At 60.0% G+C, this 20819-nt stretch carries 14 protein-coding genes, 1 tRNA gene and 1 other RNA gene; 5 read left to right on the top strand and 11 right to left on the bottom strand.

What is annotated here, in order from left to right; all coding sequences use genetic code 11:
- Positions 1 to 644: 644 nt before the first annotated feature.
- From AB5202_RS07535 to AB5202_RS07515, 5 genes are all read right to left on the bottom strand, one after another.
- The gene (locus AB5202_RS07535) at positions 645 to 3215 is read right to left on the bottom strand and encodes a fibronectin type III domain-containing protein (protein ID WP_368144634.1); all 2571 of its coding nucleotides are present in this window, start codon (positions 3213 to 3215) and stop codon (positions 645 to 647) included.
- A gap of 42 nt (positions 3216 to 3257) precedes the next feature.
- The gene (locus AB5202_RS07530) at positions 3258 to 4721 is read right to left on the bottom strand and encodes a hypothetical protein (RefSeq protein WP_368144635.1); all 1464 of its coding nucleotides are present in this window, start codon (positions 4719 to 4721) and stop codon (positions 3258 to 3260) included.
- A gap of 801 nt (positions 4722 to 5522) precedes the next feature.
- Positions 5523 to 6074 carry a flavodoxin family protein BilS gene (gene bilS, locus AB5202_RS07525; protein ID WP_368144209.1) on the bottom strand — a complete coding sequence of 184 codons (552 nt, stop codon included), beginning with the start codon at positions 6072 to 6074 and terminating at the stop codon, positions 5523 to 5525.
- A 127-nt stretch (positions 6075 to 6201) separates the two neighbouring features.
- Positions 6202 to 8061, bottom strand: a complete 1860-nt coding sequence (locus AB5202_RS07520; protein WP_368147504.1) for an ABC transporter ATP-binding protein — start codon at positions 8059 to 8061, stop codon at positions 6202 to 6204.
- Positions 8062 to 9915 (bottom strand): ABC transporter ATP-binding protein, encoded by a 1854-nt coding sequence (locus AB5202_RS07515; RefSeq protein ID WP_368144207.1) that lies wholly within the window; start codon positions 9913 to 9915, stop codon positions 8062 to 8064.
- A 213-nt stretch (positions 9916 to 10128) separates the two neighbouring features.
- On the opposite strand from AB5202_RS07515, the gene AB5202_RS07510 reads away from it, so the two are divergent.
- Positions 10129 to 10587 carry a hypothetical protein gene (locus tag AB5202_RS07510; protein WP_368144206.1) on the top strand — a complete coding sequence of 153 codons (459 nt, stop codon included), beginning with the start codon at positions 10129 to 10131 and terminating at the stop codon, positions 10585 to 10587.
- A 21-nt stretch (positions 10588 to 10608) separates the two neighbouring features.
- Entirely contained in the window at positions 10609 to 11211 is a 603-nt protein-coding gene (locus AB5202_RS07505; RefSeq protein WP_368144204.1) for an LPXTG cell wall anchor domain-containing protein, read from the top strand.
- A gap of 282 nt (positions 11212 to 11493) precedes the next feature.
- Here AB5202_RS07505 and ffs read toward each other — a convergent pair.
- Together ffs and tadA are read right to left on the bottom strand one after the other, a co-directional pair.
- An RNA gene (ffs, locus tag AB5202_RS07500) (signal recognition particle sRNA small type) lies at positions 11494 to 11589 on the bottom strand.
- A 455-nt stretch (positions 11590 to 12044) separates the two neighbouring features.
- Positions 12045 to 13826 carry a tRNA adenosine(34) deaminase TadA gene (gene tadA / locus AB5202_RS07495; RefSeq protein ID WP_368144203.1) on the bottom strand — a complete coding sequence of 594 codons (1782 nt, stop codon included), beginning with the start codon at positions 13824 to 13826 and terminating at the stop codon, positions 12045 to 12047.
- A gap of 51 nt (positions 13827 to 13877) precedes the next feature.
- Between tadA and AB5202_RS07490 the strand changes: the two genes are divergently transcribed.
- Positions 13878 to 13967: transfer RNA gene (locus AB5202_RS07490), tRNA-Ser, on the top strand.
- Between the two features lie 3 nt (positions 13968 to 13970).
- Here AB5202_RS07490 and AB5202_RS07485 read toward each other — a convergent pair.
- Positions 13971 to 14555 (bottom strand): TetR/AcrR family transcriptional regulator, encoded by a 585-nt coding sequence (locus AB5202_RS07485; RefSeq protein ID WP_195919903.1) that lies wholly within the window; start codon positions 14553 to 14555, stop codon positions 13971 to 13973.
- Positions 14556 to 14766: 211 nt separating this feature from the next.
- On the opposite strand from AB5202_RS07485, the gene AB5202_RS07480 reads away from it, so the two are divergent.
- The gene (locus AB5202_RS07480) at positions 14767 to 15318 is read left to right on the top strand and encodes a LemA family protein (RefSeq protein ID WP_082421874.1); all 552 of its coding nucleotides are present in this window, start codon (positions 14767 to 14769) and stop codon (positions 15316 to 15318) included.
- 479 nt (positions 15319 to 15797) lie between these two features.
- Here the strand turns inward: AB5202_RS07480 and AB5202_RS07475 are convergent, their stop codons facing one another.
- Both AB5202_RS07475 and AB5202_RS07470 read right to left on the bottom strand, forming a co-directional pair.
- Positions 15798 to 16850, bottom strand: a complete 1053-nt coding sequence (locus tag AB5202_RS07475) for a branched-chain amino acid aminotransferase (protein ID WP_035138743.1) — start codon at positions 16848 to 16850, stop codon at positions 15798 to 15800.
- A gap of 289 nt (positions 16851 to 17139) precedes the next feature.
- Positions 17140 to 17787, bottom strand: a complete 648-nt coding sequence (locus tag AB5202_RS07470) for a VTT domain-containing protein (RefSeq protein ID WP_117800261.1) — start codon at positions 17785 to 17787, stop codon at positions 17140 to 17142.
- 223 nt (positions 17788 to 18010) lie between these two features.
- Here AB5202_RS07470 and cysE point away from each other — a divergent pair, with 223 nt between their 5' ends.
- Complete coding sequence (gene cysE / locus AB5202_RS07465; RefSeq protein ID WP_124786624.1) at positions 18011 to 18715, top strand: serine O-acetyltransferase; 705 nt, start codon at positions 18011 to 18013, stop codon at positions 18713 to 18715.
- Positions 18716 to 18823: 108 nt separating this feature from the next.
- Here cysE and AB5202_RS07460 read toward each other — a convergent pair whose 3' ends face one another.
- Positions 18824 to 20818 (bottom strand): ABC transporter ATP-binding protein, encoded by a 1995-nt coding sequence (locus tag AB5202_RS07460; protein ID WP_368144201.1) that lies wholly within the window; start codon positions 20816 to 20818, stop codon positions 18824 to 18826.
- Between the last annotated feature and the right edge of the window lies 1 nt (position 20819).

Raw genomic sequence — 20819 nt, 5'->3', positions numbered from 1 at the left:
GCGCCGGGCACGACCAAGATCAAGTAACGGCGCGTCTTAACTGGTTCGTCTGCCCGGCGGCGCGGAACGTAAGGTTCCCTGCTCGGACAGTCCTGCTCGCACGGAGAGCACATTAAGTGCTCTCCGGCTCGTGCGGAACTCGCGATGAACCTTACGTTCCGTGCCGCCGGGCAGACGCCTCGGTGTTGAAACGCGGCCTGTCATGGGGGCATCTGCTGAACATATATAAGTTGAAGGCCACGTCATGTGGCCTTTTTGCATCCGGAAACCGTGTCCCAGAATTCACGTCCGGAATGGGATGCAGTTTCCGCTTGGGACCCGATTGGGAAAGTGTGTCCCACTATTCAGCTGGATTCCGGGATGTATTTTCCGGTTGAGGCTCGTTGGGAAAGTGCGTCCCACTTTGGGGGCTGATTCTGGGACGTGGTTTCCGGTTGGCTCTCATTGGGAAAGTTCATCCCATTTCTCGGCCTAATTATGGGACGCAGTTTCCCGTTGAGGACCCTTTGGAAAAGTGCGTCCCGGTCTGGGCGCTAATTGTGGGATGCAGTTTCCGCTTGCGGAGTCTCCACTCAACAGAAAACCCGGGTGGCCTGTTTTTTGGCTACCCGGGTTTTTGGGTTGTCGATATGTTCGACTGGCTACTAGTGGGTCTTGCGGCGCTTGATCAGCATGATGAGGGCCATCACTACGAGCGTTGCTCCCGCTGCTGCTGCGGTGGCGACTAGGGCGAATGTTTGGTCGCCGGTGTTTGCGAGGTTCTTCGCTGTGGTCGTAGTCTTGACCTTGGTGTCGGTCTTAGCTCCGTTGTCGGACTTGGGCTTGTCCGGGTTCGTCGGGATCTCAGGAGTCTCGGGGTCCTTTGAGCCTTCGGAATCGGTTGGGCTGGCGGTGTTTACCAGCGTATGGTCCAGGAACTTCTTGGCACCCGCACTTGCCTGTGAGAACAGGCGGCGCGTGCGGATCGGGGTGGCGTTCACCGTTGTGGGCGCCGTCTCCTCGGCCTCGATATTCACGAGCGTCGTGCCGGTGTCGAGGCCCACGTCGTTGTATCCCACGTGGCAGTAATACTGCGCACCGTCATCGTCGGCGGTCAGGTCAATCTCGAGCTTTGAGGCCGTTCCAGCCGCGAGGTTGCCATCGGCACCCACGAGCTTAAACTCTGTCTCGCCGCGGCCCTTGCGGTACCACATATAGGTCGGTGCCAGTCCTGTTTCGCTATCGTCGGCACCGAGTTGCTTCACATGGCCAATCGCCGAGAGCGTCAGGTGGCTTCCCGCCGTGCGCTCAACCGAAGAGTCGTATCCAAGATCCGACCCCGCCGCAGGTCCGCTCACGGTCATCGTCATGCCATCGGGCATGGTCTTGACCGTGATGATTGCCGAGCGAATACCTGTTTCGGTCGTGGATCCATTCTTAACGGCGGCGATGGCGAATCGATACTCCGTATTGGGCTGCAGCCCATCCCACTTGAGCGAGGTCTGCGTGTTGTCGGCAATCTTCCAGCTATTGACGACCGCATCCGCCGCATTGCTCTGCAGCATGCCCACGCCGTAGCTAAAGCCACTCTTGTTTGCGAGTACATCGTCCCAGCTAAACGTAACGCTGGTCGAATCGACGGCGTTTGCCGTAAAGCCCGTCACGGCCGGCGCGTCGGGCATCTCGACGTCCTTAACGTCATAGCCCACGATCCAGAACTGGTCGGTGTCCTTGGTGCCGAGCTTGTCGCCCGAGTCTGCCTCGAACTTGTCGACATCCACCGCGTTGACGCCCAGACGCCACACAAAACCGTACTTGCCCTGCGCGGCCTCGGGCAGGTTGTCGACGGTGCCGCCGTATTCGGTCGATTCACTCGAGGAGTTACCCGTAGTAAAGCCGGCGTTGGCACCAAAGCACAGGCCGCCAAACAACTCGTGCTTTGCGAGCTTCGCGCCCATGACAACGCTGCCGTTCAGCGTCAAGCCGAGCTCGAGCTCCTGCTCCTTGCCCTCCTCGACTTCGATGGTCTGCTCAATGCTCGCCCCCGACTGCGCGGCGGCGCCGTTAAACCCATCGTGCGTGTAGGCGCGCGTTACGCCAGGCTTGCCCAGGCCAAAGGAATCCCCAACGGGAGTCTCGCCGTTGAGCGTCGTTTGATAGGTTCCGGGTTCTCCCGACCGGTTGGTCAAAAAGTAGCTGAGCGGCGTCATATTGTGCTGTTTGGCAATGCGGTCATAGGCCTCGACATTAACGACCGAGGTCTGCGCGCCGAGCGACACGGGCGCCGCCATCACGCCCTTGCCACCAGTTTCCTCATTTTCGATCTCATAATCGTAATAGACCATCGGAATCGTGTAGAGCACGGCCTTGTCACCCTCGCCGGCATGCGACTCATAGCTTACGCTTGCGCTGACCGTGCGCTCGCTCCGGTAGTCATAGCATCCCTCGGCGGCAAAATCGACTGAAGCATTCATCGCGACCAGGGGCGGACCGGTCTGCACCTCGACGGCAACGCCCAACTCGGCGCCAATGGTATAGCCCTGGGATGTCCCAGTGCCCTTTTCCTCTCCGTATGACGTGCCGCCCAACACCAGATAGCCGTATGCCTGCTCCAGATCCTCAACATAGGGCGCATCCTGCAGCACGGCAAGCACGCGCGGGTTGGTATAGACCTTGTAGCGGTCCTTGTACGTGATCTTGACGCTGTCGTTGTCGACATCGGGCAGCGCGAGCGAGATAAATGTGCCATAGGTAGTGCCGCGACGGTTGCTCTCGCTAATCACCTGCTCCTCGCCGCGGCGCACCTTTCCGTTCTCGTCGAGCGAAAAATGCGAGGCGGTCATCCAATAGTAGTCATCGTTCTTGCGCAGGTCCTCGTCGCGGTGCTTGCCCACCACGGCGATAAAGCTCTCGTTATAGCGGTCCGAACCCGAGACGCTGCCCGCCTTGACGTCGCTGATCCACACCTGCTCTATACCCTTGTGGTCATGCTTGTTGCTGCTGTTGTATTGCTGACCGCTCATGCTCATGGTTCCGACCATGGACCCCAAGCCCTGAGCCCCGCTCTGTGCCGTGTTGCAGGCAAAGTCGCGGAACACATCGCCGCCCACGAGCACCTCGTCGACCGCCAGCTGCTCGGACAGGCCGTCAAGGTTGGCAGCGGCAAGGGCAATAGGCGCCAAGGTGCACGGATAGCGCTTATCCTGAGCGCTATCCTTCCATGCGCTGTTGGGCACATGCATCAGCCCATAGGAGGCGAGGAGCCCGTCTCTGTATTCCTAGCAATCGGAAAGCTTGAACTCGCCAGACTCCGAGTCAAAATACGCGTAGCGGTACAGCGCGCCGTACAGCCCCTTGCTGCCGTCAGAAGCGCCGTAATCAAAAGCGCTGCGTTGCCAGTCATAGCCCGCAAGAATAAGGCCCGTGACGGTTTCACCCGTCTTCTTTCCTTCTTCATCGTAGGCGGCAAACGTGCCGAACGTCGCATTCGCAGCGACCATGGTCTTGCCGTTCGCGGAGAGGGAGATTGCGCCCGCGTCGCCCAGAGCATCGACATGGACGAGCGCACCCTTGGATGCATCCCACGAAAACAGCTCGCAATGCGTCGACTTATCAATATTCTTCTTGCCGTAGGGTGCCGAGACCACGATGGCGAGGTCATCGCAAAAATCGCGATCGAGGTCGCCAGCCGCTAGCGAAACGACAGGAGCTGACTGAAGCTGCGTCCAGGAGTCGTTCCCGCCCTTGTTGTGCGTGGTGTAGTCCGCGGCGTTACCGGCATCGATCTTGACGACGCTTTGCTTCCAGTTGCCGCCCTCCAAGTCATACATGTCGACTACAGCCTTGCGCACGCCGTTCTCGTCGACATAGCAGCCCGCGTAGACAAAAAGCTCGTCGACGCCGTCGCCATCGACATCGCCCGCCTCGACATCAAAGACGGCGTCGTGCTCTTGCAGGTAACCGGCATCCAGGTACTTAAAACGGCCTTCGTACATCATATTAGTGTTGACCGTCACCGGCAGGTGTGTGTCGAGAGTGCGCGTACGCCCGTTGCTAAACGAGTAGAGGACCAGCTCAACCTTTCCGGCGCATGACTTGCCGTCAATCGTCGTGGAGGAACTGTCGCCGTAGGCACGGAGCTCGGCAACGCGGCTCTTTTTGCCCGTGTTGGCGTCGCTGCAGAACTCAACACTCGTGGCGTGAATGCCCGAGAAACCGTTGTTGTCGTTGGCGAGTACTGTTGAGGACTCATTGTTGCTTAGGTACGACCAGGTGCCGCCACCGTAGTCGCTATGCTTGTAGAGATCGCTGTTCGTATCGAAGTTGTTGACGTTTTGCCAGAACTTTGCGGCGCCCCACACACTTCCATAGCCATCGGTGAGTTTGCTGCTGCCGCCAATGTCACCGCGCTCGACGTTCTCGAGCTTGTCGCGCAGAGTGTAGCGATTGCCATGGCTACCGTTAGCTGCCATATAGACCTCGCTGCGCGTGGCAAACGTCGTGGGGGTATCAGTGGAATAGGGGCCAACGGTATCGGCCGGAATGTCCTCGCTCGTGCCCAGACCCAGGGCTTGATAATCCTGCTCGGTCATATCGGTGATTGCGGGCGCGTCTGCCGCCTGGGCAACCTGGGGCGTGGCCGTGAAGCAGGCGACGCTCGTGGCGATCAACGCAGCAAGCGCCGCCGTCCCAACAAGCGGGATTTTCGACAGCCTACGGATACGGGGGTGTGGAACGTACATGAGGGACCTCGCTTTATTCGAGTGGAGTGGACTCATTTTTGCAAATGATACATCCGATGCCCGATATCACGTGTCTCATTTTCGCCAACGGCGTGTCTCATTTTTGAGAATCCGAGATGCCGCGGAAATCTTATCCCAGCTCAAAGGCCATTTCTGGGATGTATTTTCCGTCGAGTGCCTCATCGGGAAACTGCATCCCATTTCAAGCGTCGATTCTGGGACGCATTTTCCCCTTAGACCCTCAACCGGAAACCGCATCCCACTTTGAGCGCAAATTCCGGGACGCATTTTCCGCTTGAGCCTCATTGGGAAACGGCGTCCCACTTTGAGGGCTGATTGTGGGATGCATTTTCCGGTTTTGCTCTCATTGGGAAAATGCATCCCGTTTCTTGACCGAATAATGGGACGCAATTTCCCGTTGGAGCGCCTTTGGGAAAGTGTGTCCCACTTCGACCGCCCAGAGTGGGATGCACTTTCCGCAAAGCACCTCAACGGGAAACTACGTCCCATTCCAAAGGCAAATTCCGGGACGCATTTTTCGAAAGCCTGCCCATCCGGAAAGCCCGTCCCACTTTGGACGCATCCGGGCACGGAACCATCGACCTATCAGGCCTCCCATCAATAAAGAGGCGTCCTCCCGGACGGCGGGGCACGAAGTTCATCGCGAGTTCCGCACGCAAAGAAGGCCACTTAATGTGGCCTTCGTCTTGCGCAGGACTGTAGAGCAGGGAACTTCGTGCCCCGACGCCCGGGAGGACGTTTCATTTAGAAAGATGGACCGACCGCCGTCAGCGATGGGAGCTACTCCCCCAGCACGGCCTTTTTGGCGGCTGCAGCCATGTTGTCCAGATCTTCCTTGGTGGGGTGATCCTTTGCGGCGACCCAGTTATCGAGCAGCATCTTAAAGCGGACATCGTCGGGATCTTGCTCGAGCATGGCCTCGTAGCGCTGCTTGACCGCGGGGCCCATCTTGCCCTGGCACATCGCCCAGCCCGCAAGCTCGGCATCCCCAGCCAAATTGGAAGTTACGCGATCAATAATCTGCTGGTAATAGCTCTGGTCGGCGCCAAAACCGCAGGTGCCAAACAGGAAGACGCGCTTGCCGTGCAAGGCGGAGAGCAACGCCGCGACCGAAGGCGTGCACGCGCCCTTGTCGCACCAAAAACCGACGAGCACCGTGTCGGCCGCGCAGGCGCCCTGCGCCTCGAGCGCAACCTGATCTGCATCCGCATCGTCGCTCAACGCCGCGGCATGGACAAAATCAACACCCGCAGCCTGCAGAGCGCGCTTGATCGCGCCCGAAACCATCCTGGTATTACCGCTCTTGCTGTTAACCACCAAAGAGCACGTCATAGTCACGTTGCCTCGTTTCCCCCAAAACTAAAGCCACTAATGCAATTTATTAGATGAATATCTTAGTACTAACGTGACAGATGTAAACCACCGTCTGTCGATTGATTAATTTGCCCCACGGGCTTGCTTACTGGGCGAATTGGCTGCGGTAGAGTTCGGCGTAGAAGCCGCCTGCCGCTAGCAGCTCGTCGTGCGTGCCGCGCTCGATAATCTGGCCGTCGCGCATGACCAGAATGCAGTCGGCGTTGCGGATCGTCGACAGGCGGTGCGCCACCACAAAGCTTGTGCGGCCGGCCATAAGCTCGTCGAATGCCGCCTGCACCTGCAGCTCGGTGCGCGTATCGATACTCGAGGTCGCCTCGTCCAGCAGCAGAATCGCCGGGTCGGTGAGCATGACGCGCGCGATGCACAGCAGCTGCTTTTGACCCTGGCTAAACGTGCCGCCGTCCTCGCCGATCACCGTATCGTAGCCGCTTGGCAGCTGCACGATAAACTTGTGCGCGTGCGCACGCTTGGCGGCTTCGATAACCTGTTCGCGCGTGGCATCCGGGCAACCGTAAGCGATGTTTTCCGCCACCGTGCCCTCGAACAGCCACGTATCCTGCAGCACCATGCCAAAGGCGCGGCGCAGGCTTGCGCGCGTGTAGTCACGCGAAGACCTGCCATCGACCATGATGCGTCCGGCATCGATATCGTAAAAGCGCAGCAGCAGGTTGATGAGCGTCGTCTTGCCGCAGCCCGTGGGGCCGACCAGGGCAAAGCGCATGCCGGGCTTAGCCTCGATGCAGATATCCTGCAGCAGTTTGCGGTCGGGCACGTAGCTAAAGTCCACGTGTTCAAAAGTCACCTCACCCTGCGGGGCGGTAAGCTCTACAGCGTCCGACGCGTCGGGCTCCTGCTCGCGCGCATCGAGCAGCGCAAACATGCGGCGCGCCGAGGCGTACGCGGTCTGGATCTGCGTAATGACGTTGGTGACCTCGTTGAACGGCTTGGTGTACTGGTTGGCATAGGACAGGAAGATCTGCACGCCGCCCACCGTAAGCGCCGCGGGCACGCCCGTGATCACGCCCACGCAGCCGATCACAGCGACCACGGCATAGATGATGTTGTTGATAAAGCGCGTGCCGGGGTTGGAGAGCGAACCCATAAACTGCGCGCGCTCGCCCGCGGTGTAGAGCTCGGCATTGAGCGCGTCGAAGCGCTGCTGAGCGTTCGAGCCATAGGCAAAGGCGTCGACAAGCTTTTGCTCGCCCACATACTCCTCGATATGGCCGCCAAGCTGACCCTGAATACGCTGCTGCGCCGTAAAGCTCTTGTTGGAGAGTTTGGCGATGGCGCTAGCCGCAAAGATGGAGAGCGGCGTGACGAGCACCACTACGAGCGTCATGGTCAGGTTAATGGAGAGCATAAACGCAAGCGTGCCCACGATGGTGATAACGCCGGTGAAAAGCTGGGTAAAGCCCTGCAGCAGACCGTCGCCCACCTGGTCGACGTCGTTGACCACGCGGCTCATAAGGTCGCCGTGGGCATGGCTGTCGATAAAGCTGAGCGGCATGCGGCTGAGCTTATCGCTCGCCTCAACGCGCATGTCGCGCACCGTCTCGTAGGACAGGCGGTTAACGCAGTAGCCTTGCAGCCACTGGAAGGCCGCGGCACCTACCACGACGAGCGCGAGTTTGGTAACGAGCGGCAGTAGCGCGTCGAAGTCCACCTGCACGGCGGCGACGATAAGGTCGATGCCCTCGCCGATGAGAATGGGCGTATAGAGTTGCAAAATCACCGAGACGGCGGCACTCACAAACGACGCTACAAACGAAATGCGATGCGGGCGAACATAGCCCAGCAGGCGGCGGGTCACCGCACCCACGGGATAGCGCTCGGGATCGCCGGGCTGGCGCGGACCGTCGCCCAGGTCGTTGAGGTTATCGTTGCCGGACACGTTGGCCGTCATCGTGGCGACCGAACCGGAAGAAGTATACGGATTCATTTAGCAGCCCTCCTTTGCGCAGACGGATGCGGAGGCGGTTGGGGCGGACGCGGGCGCCGCACTCCCCTGCCGGCCCTCGAGCTCCTCGCGGCGCAACTGCGACTGGCAAATCTCGCGGTAGAGCTGGCAGCTTGCGTACAGCTCGTCATGCATGCCCAGGCCTGCGACCGAGCCGTGGTCGAGTACGCAGATCATGTCAGCGTCGCGCACGGTCGAGACGCGCTGGCTTACGATCACCGTCGTGAGCGGCAGCCCGCCCTCGGCGGCACCGCGCACGCTACGCTCGCGGATGGCATGGCGAAGCGCCGCGTCGGTCTTAAAGTCGAGCGCCGAGGCGGAGTCGTCCATGATCAATATCTGAGGCGAACCCACCAAGGCACGCGCGATAGTCAGGCGCTGGCGCTGGCCACCGCTGAAGTTCTTGCCGCCCGCCTCGACCGGGGCGTCGAGCCCCTGCGGCTTGTTGCGCACGAACTCGCTCGCCTGCGCCATATCGAGCGCCGCCCAAAGTTCCTCGTCGGTCGCCGACTCGTCACGCCAGGTCAGGTTGCTGCGGATGGTGCCGCTCACCAGCGACGCTCGCTGCGGAACGGTCGCGACCACGTGGCGCAGCTGGCCGAGCTGCCAGGCACGCACGTCGGAGCCCATCACGCTCACGCTGCCGGTGCTCGCATCGTACAGGCGCGGAATAAGCGAGACGAGTGTGGACTTGCCGCTGCCCGTGCCGCCGATAATGCCGAGCGTTTTGCCCAACGAAAGTTCCAGGGTCACATCGCTCACGGCATTGGCCGCGCCGGCGCCAAACGAGAAGCTCGCATGGTCAAAGCTCAGCGCGGGAGCCGGGGCGTCGACGTCCGTCGCGAGCGCCTGGGGCAGCGCGACCGGCTCGTTGCCCTCGTCAGCGATGCTCGGCACGCAATTGAGCACCTCGTTGATACGCGACGCGCTGGCGCTCGCCTTGGTAAAAACAACGACCAGGTTGGCCACGTAGACGATGGAGGTGAGGGTCTGCGTCATGTAGTTGACGAACGCCATGACCTGGCCCTGCGTGAGCTCGCCCACGTTGACCTGGATGCCGCCCACCCACAGGATGGCGCACACGCCCAGGTTCATCACCAAAAACGTGACGGGGTTGAGAATCGACGAGAGCTTGCCCACCGCGATGGCAGTATTGGCCTGATCATCGGCAGCTTGGGCAAAACGCTCGCGCTCGTGGTTCTCGCGCACGAAGGCGCGAACCACGCGAGCGCCCGAAAGGCCTTCGCGGCAGATTAGCGCGATGCGGTCGAGCTTTCCCTGCAGCTGCTTGTAGTACGGAATACAGCGCGCCATGACAAACCAAAACACCAGGCCGATGGCGGGCGTGCAAATCAAAAAGATAATGCCGAGCTTAAGGTCGATGGCAAGGGCCGCGACCATGGAGCCCACCGCTAGGAAGGGCCAGCGGATGAGCATGCGCACGCCCAGCGCCACAGCGAGCTGCACCTGGTTGACGTCGTTGGTGATACGCGTGATGAGCGACGGCGTGCCAAAACGGTCGAGTTCGGCATAGCTCAGCTTGTTGATATGCTGGTAGAGCGCGCCACGAATGTCGGTGCCCATGCCCTGCGAGGTGAGCGCCGCCATCTTTTGGCAGACGAGCGTAAACGAGATGCCGATCACAGCCATGGCGGCAAGCAGCATACCGTAGTGGATAACGGCGTTCACGTCGTGCGCCCCAATGCCCTTATCGATCATCTGGGCAATCACCAGCGGCGTCAGCAGGTCAAAGATCACTTCGATTAGCTTGCACGCAGGGCCGATCACCATATATCGGCGAAACTTACCACCAAAACGCCTGAGCAGCTCAATCATGTATAGGCGCTCCCTATCATCATCCACATTCAATTCGAACCATGATAGTACCGCCACCCCAAAAGAAGCGTAAACAACTCGTCATTTCTAACGGGATTCAGTTTTCAGGGGAGGGGTATACGCGCACACCCAGCCAGTGTCGGGTCAACTAGCATGGTATATTTACATTAGTGCTACCAAGTTAGTCGCCGACCCTTGAAATGAGGTGCCGAGATGAACGACATTCTCGCAAGAAGAGCAAGACGAGCAACTGCGGGCATCGCCCTTTCCGCGGCACTTGTCGCGGGAATCGCCCCCGTAACGGCGATCGCGGCAGAAACCAGCGCCCCCACCGGTGCAGTTGCCTTGCAGACGGAAGATGCGGCCGCCGCAAAAGAAAAAGCGTATGCAGCCATGCAGGAAGCGCTCAAAACCCTCGAGGCCGCAAAAGACGCCGCAAGTCCCGAGAAAATTGCGGAAATCGATGATGACATTGCCGCTTTTCAAGAGATCTACGACATGGTGGTGGCGGAAGCCGCCAAACAGAGGGAACCCCTTCCCGCCATGCAAGCGAACGTCGATGCAGCCCAAGCCAAATACGATGAGGCCCACAACCGGACAAGCGGCCTTCAGGCAGAATTAGATAAGGCACTTGAAGCACTCGGCGGCGAGGAGCCCAGCACAGCTATTTAGGAGCATATTAAGCAGTTGCGCATGGAGATCATGACGGCAGAAAGGCGAGAAGAATCTTGTGAAGATGATCTTCACCGCTACCAACGCCGGCTCGAAAGCCAGGAAAAACAGGTTCAGTATTTCGAAAGTGAGGCAAAGGAAGCTAAAGCCCACATCGACGAGGACATAGCCAAGCAAAATGCGCTCCTCGGCGATTTGGAAAAGGCGCAAGCGGCCTATGACGACGCCTGCAAGGCATACGAAGAGGCAAAGGCCGCGGCAGACAAGGCCACCTCGCCCGAGATAACGAAACCGACCGAGACGACGCCTCCCTCCGGCTCAACGCAACCCGCCGAGGCGACACCGCCCGTTGCCTCACCTGCAACCGGCAAAGACGCCCTACCAAGCTCGACCAAGCAGGCGAACTCGAGCAGCGGCAAGCAAGCAAATACGACCGCCGGCAAGCTCGCGAACACGGGCGACACAGCACCGAGCGCAATAGCACTCGCAGGAATCGCCGCCATGGGACTCGGAATAACCGCCACAGCCACACGCCGCATCAAGAACTCAAATAGCCGACAGAGCATTCTGCCTTCACCAATCCACAAGCCCAGAGACAAAAAGAGGCTCGTTTCCCCAACCTAGGGAAACGAGCCTCTTTAACTGCAAAAATTCAAGCAACAGCACCGCCGCCTCTTGAACCACATAGCCATCAATGCCCAGACAACACCAGCAAGCCGCATTCCACAAGGGATAGATTTAAATTAGATAAACGCGCCTTTACGGATGATTTTTGGACGACGGGGCCCGGTCAGCGGCGAGGTGTTTGGTAGTCGAGCGATCCCGCAGGCGAAGCCGAGGACCAGCGAGACACCAAACAGCCCGCCGGCACCGGGACCGCATCGCGGCACCAAAAAAGCGCCCGTGCGCTCGATGGATTCGGATGCCCGACAGAGGCTCCTTATGGCTGCTTCCTTCCGGACCTGACCAGATTCGGAACATGTCGTCATCCGAACCCATCGAACGCGCTAGGCGCTCGGTATATCTTACCTGCTCCCGCCCGCCAGAGCAAGGTAGCTAATTTGGGACGGAGCTTTTTTGACTACTTTTGCAGCCCGATTGCCAGAGCAGCCAATGAGTAGTCAAAATAGTCCGATCCCAAAATGACCGGCTTGGTGCCGCACCACAGAAAGGGCCCATCTACTACGTTTAGGCCGCAGGGGTCAACCATAGCCGGCTTTTTCGAAAATCGGCAAGCTTTCTACCTGCGGTTTTGTTTTTGCAAATTCCGGGATGGTCGAAGGTGGCCGGTTTAACGTAGTAGATGGTCGCATTTCGTGGCAAACGGTCCGACCCAAGGCACAAGGCGGCCAACCTCGAATGGCCATTCTCGAAGTTGCGGTGGAATACGGACTGAATTGGCCCCTTAAAGGCAAAAACGCTCCGTATTTCACCGCGACTTATCGAGGGGATGGGTTTTAGATACGGCCAAGGTCGTAGGATCGAGCGGCCGCTTCGCCGGCGCAGATGAGGTTGGTTGTGGCTTCTTGCGGATCGAGTGCCTGTTCCAGGCCCATGGGTTTGCGGCAAATCGGCAGTACAAGGTCGATGCCTTGCCCATACACCGCATCCAGGTTATCAGCGCGACCGCCCACGACAGCAATCACCGGCTTGCCATATCGCTTCGCACGACGGGCCACACCCACCGGCGCCTTACCGGCGGCGGACTGCTCATCCATATTGCCCTCGCCCGTTATGACCAGGTTGACATCGCGTACGCGCTCGTCAAACCCAATCAGATCGAGCACCGTCTCCACGCCCGAACGCAGCTCCGCACCGAGCGCCAGTAACGCCGCGCCCAAGCCACCGGCAGCGCCCGCGCCGGGTACACCGAGCACCGAGCCAAATGTCCGTGCGCCCTCGGGTGTGCGCAACAACCCCTGGGCTCGAGCTCTGGCAATCGCCGCATCGAGCAAGCGACCGTAGCCGACCATCCAGCCGTCGTATCTGCGCAGCACCTCGACATCATCCGCCGGCAGGCCCTTCTGCCCGCCAAACACCGCCAGTGCGCCTCGACGCCCCACGAGCGGATTCTCGACATCCGAAAGCACAACGATGCGAGCATCATCCAAAGCCTGCAGCGCGGGCGCCAAATCAACGCTCGCCACCTGCTCAAGGCCGGCAAGACCGGGGGCGACATCGCATCCCTGATCATCGACCACGCGCGCGCCCAGCGCCTGCAGCATGCCGGCGCCACCGTCGTTGGTGGCACTGCCGCCCAGACCAATATAGAGTGTCCTTGCGCCCGTGCGAACTGCGCGAAGCATAAGCTCGCCCACGCCATAGGTCGAAGCCGCCAACGCCGCCGACTCCGTACAACTCGAATACCCAATACCCGCCGCCTCGGCCATCTCAATTACAGCCGAGTCGCGCTCGTCGTCCACCAGCATCTGGGCAGACACGCGATCGCCCAAGGGACCTGCCACCTCGCAGGTCACAATCTCACCGCCGCACGCGTCGATGGCGTCGAGCGTTCCCTCGCCGCCATCCGCCAGCGGCAACGCGCGCACCTCGGCATCGGGCCACACACGGCGCATGCCCTCGGCAACCGCCGCCTCCGCCCGTGCACTCGACACGCTGCCCTTAAAGGAGTCGATCGCCAGCAGCACACGGCGGGGCCGGCGGCACGCAGGGCCAAAGTCAACCGCCTCAACGGCGATATCTTCGGCACACGCGAGCGCCTCGGCATGAGCGGCATGCGCCTCAAGATCGGCCCCACAACCGCCATCAGCGCCGCCTGCTCCGCGCAGACCGCCAAAATAGCTAATCAGCAGCTCACGGCATTCATCCGCCAGGACCCCAGCCGTCACGTTAAACCGATGATTCAGGCGCGAATCGGCATTCAGGTCATGCAGCGAACCCAGCGCGCCGGCCTTGGCATCGGCCGCGCCATACACGCAGCGCCCCACGCGCGCGTTGACCATAAGCCCCGCACACATGCAGCAAGGCTCGAGAGTCACGTAGACCGTGCAATCGGAAAGGCGCCAGCGACCGAGCGACCGAGCGGCAGCGCACAGGGCCGCGAACTCTGCATGCGCCGAAGGGTCCTGATCGAGCTCGCGACGATTATGCGCCCGCGCGACAATCTCACCAGCGCGCACTACCACAGCGCCAATGGGCACTTCTCCCACTGCCGCGGCGGCGCGCGCCTCGGCCAGTGCCTCGCGCATGAACTTCTCGTCGATTTCGGTGGTCGTCATCGTTCGCCTTCCCTGTTGCAAATTCAAAACGATGCTATCATTACGACTCACGGAGAGATGGCAGAGCGGTTGAATGCGGCGGTCTTGAAAACCGTTGAGCGCGAGAGCGTTCCGGGGGTTCGAATCCCCCTCTCTCCGCCACTTCTAGTGATGCACCGGTGTCATGGTCCGCTCAAACAGCGCATCGACCACGTCGGCTATCTCAGGTCGACGCTCAAGATCGTGACCCGACTCCCACCATATCGTGAAAAGTCGAATAATACCGCCGGCGACAAACTCAGACGTCGTCTCGAGTGACACGGGGGCCAGGGCATCCTCGGCAAGCACGTTCATCACACGCTCGCGGATGGAGTGGGCAATGCGGTCGCAAATAACGTTGGTCAACATGCCCGACATGCTGCTTGCCAAAATGTTATCCATGAGCCGCTCGTGCGCCAGAATCAAATCCATGGCATCGTCCAAAATCGCGTGCCGAAGCGCGCGCACGTCCTCGGCAGACACCGCGCCGGCCTCATCGGGCTGTTTTTGCGGCAAGCCCGACATGAGCTCATCGATATAAAAGGCGAAGTAATCGTTTTTATCGCGAAAGTGCTTATAGAACGTCGTGCGGCGAATCATGGCCCGGTCGCAAAGCATAGCAACCGTCAAATCCTCAAACCGATACTCTTCCAAAAGCTCGGTAAAGGCATCGAACAGGGCACGATAGGTTTTCTTGATGCGAAGGTCCATCCGTATCGCCATCCTCAGGGCAAAGACAACACTCGTCAATCTGTCGCATATCTTACACCTGTACCTCGCGCGCTTTGCCCCGGTGCCGACCCCGCCGAAAACATAACGCTTGCCGGAAAGTTCGGCACGGCAAAACGTTGCGGGTATACTAGTAGCGTTATACCAACGGCAGCTGGCGCATGCCGCCGCGGCCATTCGAAACGGAGACATCATGATTACCGTCATCATCGGCATCGTTGTTGTCATTGTGATTGTCTGCGCCATCGCCGGCATCTACAACAACATGGTCACCAAGCGTAACCGCATTGATAACGCCTGGCAGAACATCGATACGCAGCTGCAGCGCCGCAACGACCTGATCCCCAACCTGGTCGAGACCGTCAAGGGCTACGCCAAGCACGAGCAGGAGACGCTCTCCGCCGTGATCAGCGCGCGTAACACCGCCGTCAAGGCCACCACGCCCGAGGCCAAGATGGAAGCCGACAACGTGCTGACCGGTGCGCTGCGTCAGCTCTTCGCCGTAGCCGAAGCCTACCCCGATCTTAAGGCAAACACCAACTTTACGCAGCTGCAGGCATCGCTCGAGGATACCGAGAACAAGATTAGCTACGCACGCCAGAGCTACAACGATTGCGTGCTCAGCTACAACAACGCCATTCAGACGTTCCCGGCTGTCATCTTTGCCGGCATCTTTCAGTTTAAGGAGCGCCAGGGCTTCGAGGCCGCCGAAGCAGCCCGCCAGGCCCCGACCGTCAAGTTCTAGTAGTTTGACAGCGCATCCTTAATCGGCCAAATGTATAAACCGCCCCGTCGAGTGCATACTTTGACGGGGCGGTTTCCTTTTTCGCAAAGGTCCCCCTCTAAGCGCCGTGCATTTTTAGGAGTATTCAACATAACCAAGAGCTTCGGGCGCCACGATAAGTGCCAAAGGCCGCGAATATCCCTGCAAATCAAACGCTGCCAGCCCATAACCCCGCCCATCATCCGTAGAAAACATCGAGAACTCCCGATTTTTTGCCCGAGGTCGGTATGCAGGGGCCTTCGATTGCAGAATACTCGCAAAAATGCACGTCGCCACCACCCCCACATGGCGCGAACCAAAACAAAAGCGCGACCTTCCTTTCCGGCGCACTCCGCAGGACGAAAGAACCCCCGCCGCACGTAGTGCGCAGCGGAGGTTCTTTCATGTCCGAGGACGCGCCGGAAAGGAAGGTCGCCCTCGGGCCGGACAGCTAAGACAGCTTACGCGACGGTGTAAACCCAGTTGTGCTTGTCCTCGACAGCACCGGACTGGATGCCCGTCAGGGTCTCGCGGAGCTTCTTCATCACGGGGCCGATCTCGGTGTAGCCAGCCGGGAAGGTCACGGTCTCGTCGGCGCCGTAAACCTTGTTGTCGATCTCGCCAACCGGGGAGATGACGGCAGCGGTGCCGCACAGGCCGCACTCGACAAAGGTACCGGCCTTGACCTCGGCCCACTCGACGGGACGCTGGTCAACGGTCATGCCCAGGTCCTGAGCAACCTGAACGAGCGAACGACGGGTAATAGAGGGCAGGATGGAGTCGGTGTGCGACTGCGGAACGACGAGCGTGCCGTCCTCCTTCACGAACAGGACGTTGGCGCCGCCGGTCTCCTCAACATAGGTGCGGGACTCGGAGTCGAGATACAGGTTCTCGGCATAGCCCTCGCGATGGGCCTCCATCGTGGGCTTAAGGGACATGGCGTAGTTCAGGCCGGCCTTGATGTTGCCGGTGCCGTGCGGTGCGGCACGGTCATACTCGGAAACGCGCAGCTTGACGGGCTTGAGGCCACCCTTAAAGTACGGACCGACCGGGGTCACGAGAATGCGGAACGTGTACTCAGGAGCGGGAGCCACGCCGATCACGTCACCGGAGCCGATCATAAACGGACGCACGTACAGGGTCGCGCCGGAACCGAAGGGCGGAACCCAGGCGGCGTTGGCAGAAACGACCTGCTTGACGGCCTCAACGAACTTGTCCTTGGGAAACGGGGGCATCTCGAGGCGCTGGGCAGAGTTATACATACGCTCGGCGTTCATGTCGGGACGGAAGCAGACGATGCTGCCGTCCTCGGCGGTGTAGGCCTTCAGGCCCTCAAAGACCTCCTGGCAGTAATGGAAGATACCGCCGCACTCGGAGACATGCAGGGTGTGGTCGGTGGTCAGGCCGCCCTCGTCCCACTCGCCATCCTTCCAATGAGCCTCGTAGCTGTAATCGGTCTTCATGTAGCCAAAGCCGAGGCTACCCCAATCGATATCCTTCTTCTCGACAGTCATATGTCGCTCCTTACATACACAGTTGCATACTCGCGAACTCGCACGCAAGGACCGAGGCCGACCGCGTCGCAACGTCGCACACCCGGAGCGTAGAGCCGGACGGGACACGCGAGCAGCATCAAAGCCGATGGCACGTCGATTCGCATGCACGAGATTGTACTCCGCACGCGCGTCGGATAAAACGTTTTTCTTTAACTAACTAAAGTAATATCATTTGACCGAAGCTGAAGAGGCCCGCCACCGTAAACGGTGACGGGCCTCAACTGCACGGTTTGCGCGCTGGCTCGAGCTACGCGTTCTTTTTGCCCAGCTTAGCCTTAACCAGACCGACCACAGTCGGAATGATCGATACGGCAACGATGCCGACGATCAGCAGCTCAAAGTGCTCCTGCACAAAGGGGATGCCGCCAAAGAAGTAGCCCAGCAGTGTAAAGAGCGTCGACCAGGTAATGCCGCCCAGCACGTTAAAGATGACAAAATTGCGCCAGTGCATGCCGCCCATGCCGGCGATAAAGGGCACAAAGGTGCGGATAAACGGGAAGAAGCGACCCAGGAAGATGGCCAGGTGACCCCACTTGTCCAAGAAATCCTCGGACTTTTTGATGCGCTCAGGCGTCATGGCCTTGACCTTGCCCGAAGCGATAATCTTTTTGCCAAAGAAGTGACCGATCATAAAGTTGCACTGGTCACCCAGGATGGCAGCAGCCCATGCGACGGCCAGCAGTGCCACGATGTTAAAGCCACCGTTGTGGGCAAAGAAGCCCGAAGCAAACAGCAGTGAATCGCCAGGAAGGAACGGGAAGAACACCACGCCCGTCTCGATAAAGATGATCAGGAACACGCAGCCGTAGGCCATAAGCGGGCCGGCGGCGATCCAGCTGGCGATCGCGGTGCGCGGATCCTTAAGCAGCTCGGCGATAAAATTGATGAAACCCATGAAGTAAAACCTCTCAGTTGTGGGCGCGGATACGTCCAAGTTGACCAGTATACGGTTGCGGTGCCCCCTCGTGCGCAACCCCACAAAAGCATGACTCCATTACCAGCAAGTTTGCATAACTGACATCTGTAGCGCAATGGCGCCAAGATTGTCCTTCCTAATCCCTAGCAAATCGCTATACTTTATTGAATCGCATTGCCATGGCGCTAAGGGAGGGCGGCCGGTGAGCTTTATCAATACCATTCGCGAGGATATCAAGACCGTCCAGGCGCAAGACCCCGCTGCACAAAACGGTCTGGTCATCTTCCTTTCCTATCCTGGCCTGCACGCCAAGTGGAACCACGTGCCCGAGCACTGGCTCTGGGAGCACGGTCATCGCTCGCTCGCCCGCGTGCTCTCGCAAATCACCCGCCACATCACCGGCGTCGAGATTCATCCCGCGGCACAGATCGGCAAGCATTTCTTTATCGACCATGCCATGGGCGTCGTCATCGGCGAGACCACCATTGTGGGCGACAACTGCGTGCTCTACCAGGGCGTTACGCTCGGCGGCACCGGCAACGAGACCGGCAAACGCCACCCAACGCTCGGCGATAACGTCACCGTGGGCACGGGCGCCAAGGTGCTCGGCAACATCCGCATCGGCAACAACGTCAAGATCGGCGGCAACTCGGTCGTCGTCAAGGACGTGCCCGACAACTGCACCGTCGTGGGCGTGCCGGGACGCATCATCAAGCGCAACGGCTGCCGCGTGTTCGAGGAGAGCTTCGACGCCAAGCAGCATCGCGAGTACATGCCCGATGACGCTGCCGAGCAGAGTGCCCTCAACCGCCAAGGCATCACCGAGAACGCCCGCCGCGTCAAAGAACTCGAGCGAGAGGTGGCCGAGCTCAAAGCCCTCGTCGCCAAGCTCGTGGACGAACGCTAGAGGCGGACGACCACCGACAACATTGACGCCAACGCAAAGGCGCGCCAGAGGATTCACCCCCGACGCGCCTTATTTGTGATGTGGCAAAGAGACTGTCCCTTTGTCACATTATGCGAACTGGCTCAGATAGAGGTCGGCGTAGGCACCCTCGGCAGCCAGCAGCTCCTTATGCGTGCCCTGCTCGATAATGTTGCCGTGATCCATGACCAAGATCAGGTCGGCGTCCACGATCGTCGACAGGCGATGCGCGATCACAAAGCTCGTGCGCCCGCGCATAAGCGCGTCCATGGCACGGCCGATGGCAAGCTCGGTACGCGTGTCCACGCTTGAGGTCGCCTCGTCCAGGATGAGAATCGCCGGGTTGTTGAGCAGCACGCGTGCGATGGTCAGCAGCTGACGCTGGCCCTGGCTAATGCTCTCGGCATCGTTGGCCACGCGCGTGTCGTAGCCCTGCGGCATAGTGCGCACAAAGAAGTCGACCTGCGCGGCACGAGCGGCGGCCACAATTTCGTCGCGCGTTGCCTCGGGGCAGCCGTAGGCGATGTTTTCGGCAATCGTGCCATCGAACAGCCAGGCGTCCTGCAGCACCATGCCAAACTGCTGCCGTAGCTCGCCGCGGTCCATGCGGCTCGTATCCACGCCGTCGAGCGTAATACGCCCGCCGTCAATCTCGTAGAAGCGCATGAGCAGGTTGATGAGCGTCGTCTTGCCTGCGCCCGTGGTTCCCACCACCGCGATCTTTTGGCCCGGCTCGGCGGTAAACGACACGTCGTGCATAAGCGGCTTGTCGGGCGAATAACCAAAGCGCACGTGCTCAAAGGAGACGCGACCCTCAACGCGACCCGGCAGCTTGGCGGCCTCGTCCGGCAGCGGATCGGCCTCCATCTCGGGCTCATCGAGCAGGTCGAACACGCGCTCCGCACTCGCCAACGCGCTCTGCAGCGAGTTGAAGGTAAACGACAGCTGCGTCATGGGTTCGGACGCCTCGTAGATAAACTGGAAGAACGCCTGGAACACGCCGACGGTCATGTGACCGGCAACCAGCATGCTGCAGCCCACCAGCGCGATCACGATCTGCGCCAAACGGCCGATAAAGCGCACCGCAGGGCCGACGGCATTGATCATAAAGTCGGCCTTGGCACTCACGCGTGCCAGCTCGCCCGAGGCCTGGTGCACCTCGGCAGAACTTTGGCGTTCGCGGTTAAACGCGCGGATCACCAGACGGCCCGAATAGCCTTCCTCGACCGCACTCGTAATCTTGGACACCCACTCCTGGCGCTCGCCCGTCACATCGTGTGTGCGGCGCGAGACGACCTTCGTCACCAGCAGCGACAGTGCCGTAAAGAACAGAAAGACGAGCGTAAGCTGCACGCTGAACACGAACATCACGCCCACAGCACCAACAACCGTGCCGATCGACACGAGCAGCTGCAGCAATCCGCGCTGCATGCTCTCGGACATCTTGTCCAGGTCGTTGGTCGCGCGGCTGACGACCTCGCCGGGACGATGCGCGTCAAAATAGGCGAGCGGCAGACGGTTGAGCTTTTGCGCGATGCGGTTGCGCAGGCGCAGATTGAGACGCTCAGCGACGCTCGACATCAAAAAGCTCTGGAGCGCATAGAACGAGGCAGCGGCAGTCCAGATCATAAAGTAGACGAAAATGGTCTTGCCGCAGTTCTCCCAGGTGATGCTGAAAGTGGTGTCGTTGGCAAACGCCACCTGAATGTGGCCCCACAGCTCATCGATCACGCGGGCGCTATATGCCGGCGCGGCGGTGTTAAAGATGACATAGAACACAATGCTCGCGAACACGATATAGAAGCGCCAATGGTCGCCGGCAGCCTCACTCCACAGGCGGCGCACCGTCGCCCAGGTATCCCGAGGCGTCTCGTCCTCGTCTTCGTCGTCCACGTCGCGCATACGCTCTGCCTCGGCGCGGGCGCGCTCGTCCTCGGCACGTTCGTTTTCCTCGTAGAGCGCTTGGCGGCGAGCCTCGCGCTTGGCGGCGTCATCCAGCTCGGTCGACGCGGCAGCCGTTTCCTCGACCAGTCCCGCGGCAGCGGCGTCATCAACGCCGCCCTGCTTCTTGAGCTCCCCGGTCATG

Source organism: Collinsella aerofaciens (genome assembly GCF_040915545.1).
Taxonomy (GTDB): Bacteria; Actinomycetota; Coriobacteriia; order Coriobacteriales; family Coriobacteriaceae; genus Collinsella; species Collinsella aerofaciens_BE.
Note: the sequence above shows the minus strand (reverse complement) of the source record. Positions and strands in the feature narration are given on the sequence as shown.

What these genes read in the sequence shown, in the direction of transcription:
- AB5202_RS07505 (WP_368144204.1), top strand. Translation starts at nt 10,609, where the DNA reads ATGGAGATCATGACGGCAGAAAGGCGAGAAGAATCTTGTGAAGATGAT.
- AB5202_RS07515 (WP_368144207.1), bottom strand. Translation starts at nt 9,915, where the DNA reads ATGATTGAGCTGCTCAGGCGTTTTGGTGGTAAGTTTCGCCGATATATG.
- AB5202_RS07530 (WP_368144635.1), bottom strand. Translation starts at nt 4,721, where the DNA reads ATGTACGTTCCACACCCCCGTATCCGTAGGCTGTCGAAAATCCCGCTT.
- AB5202_RS07460 (WP_368144201.1), bottom strand. Translation starts at nt 20,818, where the DNA reads ATGACCGGGGAGCTCAAGAAGCAGGGCGGCGTTGATGACGCCGCTGCC.
- AB5202_RS07480 (WP_082421874.1), top strand. Translation starts at nt 14,767, where the DNA reads ATGATTACCGTCATCATCGGCATCGTTGTTGTCATTGTGATTGTCTGC.
- AB5202_RS07510 (WP_368144206.1), top strand. Translation starts at nt 10,129, where the DNA reads ATGAACGACATTCTCGCAAGAAGAGCAAGACGAGCAACTGCGGGCATC.
- AB5202_RS07520 (WP_368147504.1), bottom strand. Translation starts at nt 8,061, where the DNA reads ATGAATCCGTATACTTCTTCCGGTTCGGTCGCCACGATGACGGCCAAC.
- AB5202_RS07485 (WP_195919903.1), bottom strand. Translation starts at nt 14,555, where the DNA reads ATGGACCTTCGCATCAAGAAAACCTATCGTGCCCTGTTCGATGCCTTT.
- tadA (WP_368144203.1), bottom strand. Translation starts at nt 13,826, where the DNA reads ATGACGACCACCGAAATCGACGAGAAGTTCATGCGCGAGGCACTGGCC.
- AB5202_RS07470 (WP_117800261.1), bottom strand. Translation starts at nt 17,787, where the DNA reads ATGGGTTTCATCAATTTTATCGCCGAGCTGCTTAAGGATCCGCGCACC.
- AB5202_RS07475 (WP_035138743.1), bottom strand. Translation starts at nt 16,850, where the DNA reads ATGACTGTCGAGAAGAAGGATATCGATTGGGGTAGCCTCGGCTTTGGC.
- bilS (WP_368144209.1), bottom strand. Translation starts at nt 6,074, where the DNA reads ATGACGTGCTCTTTGGTGGTTAACAGCAAGAGCGGTAATACCAGGATG.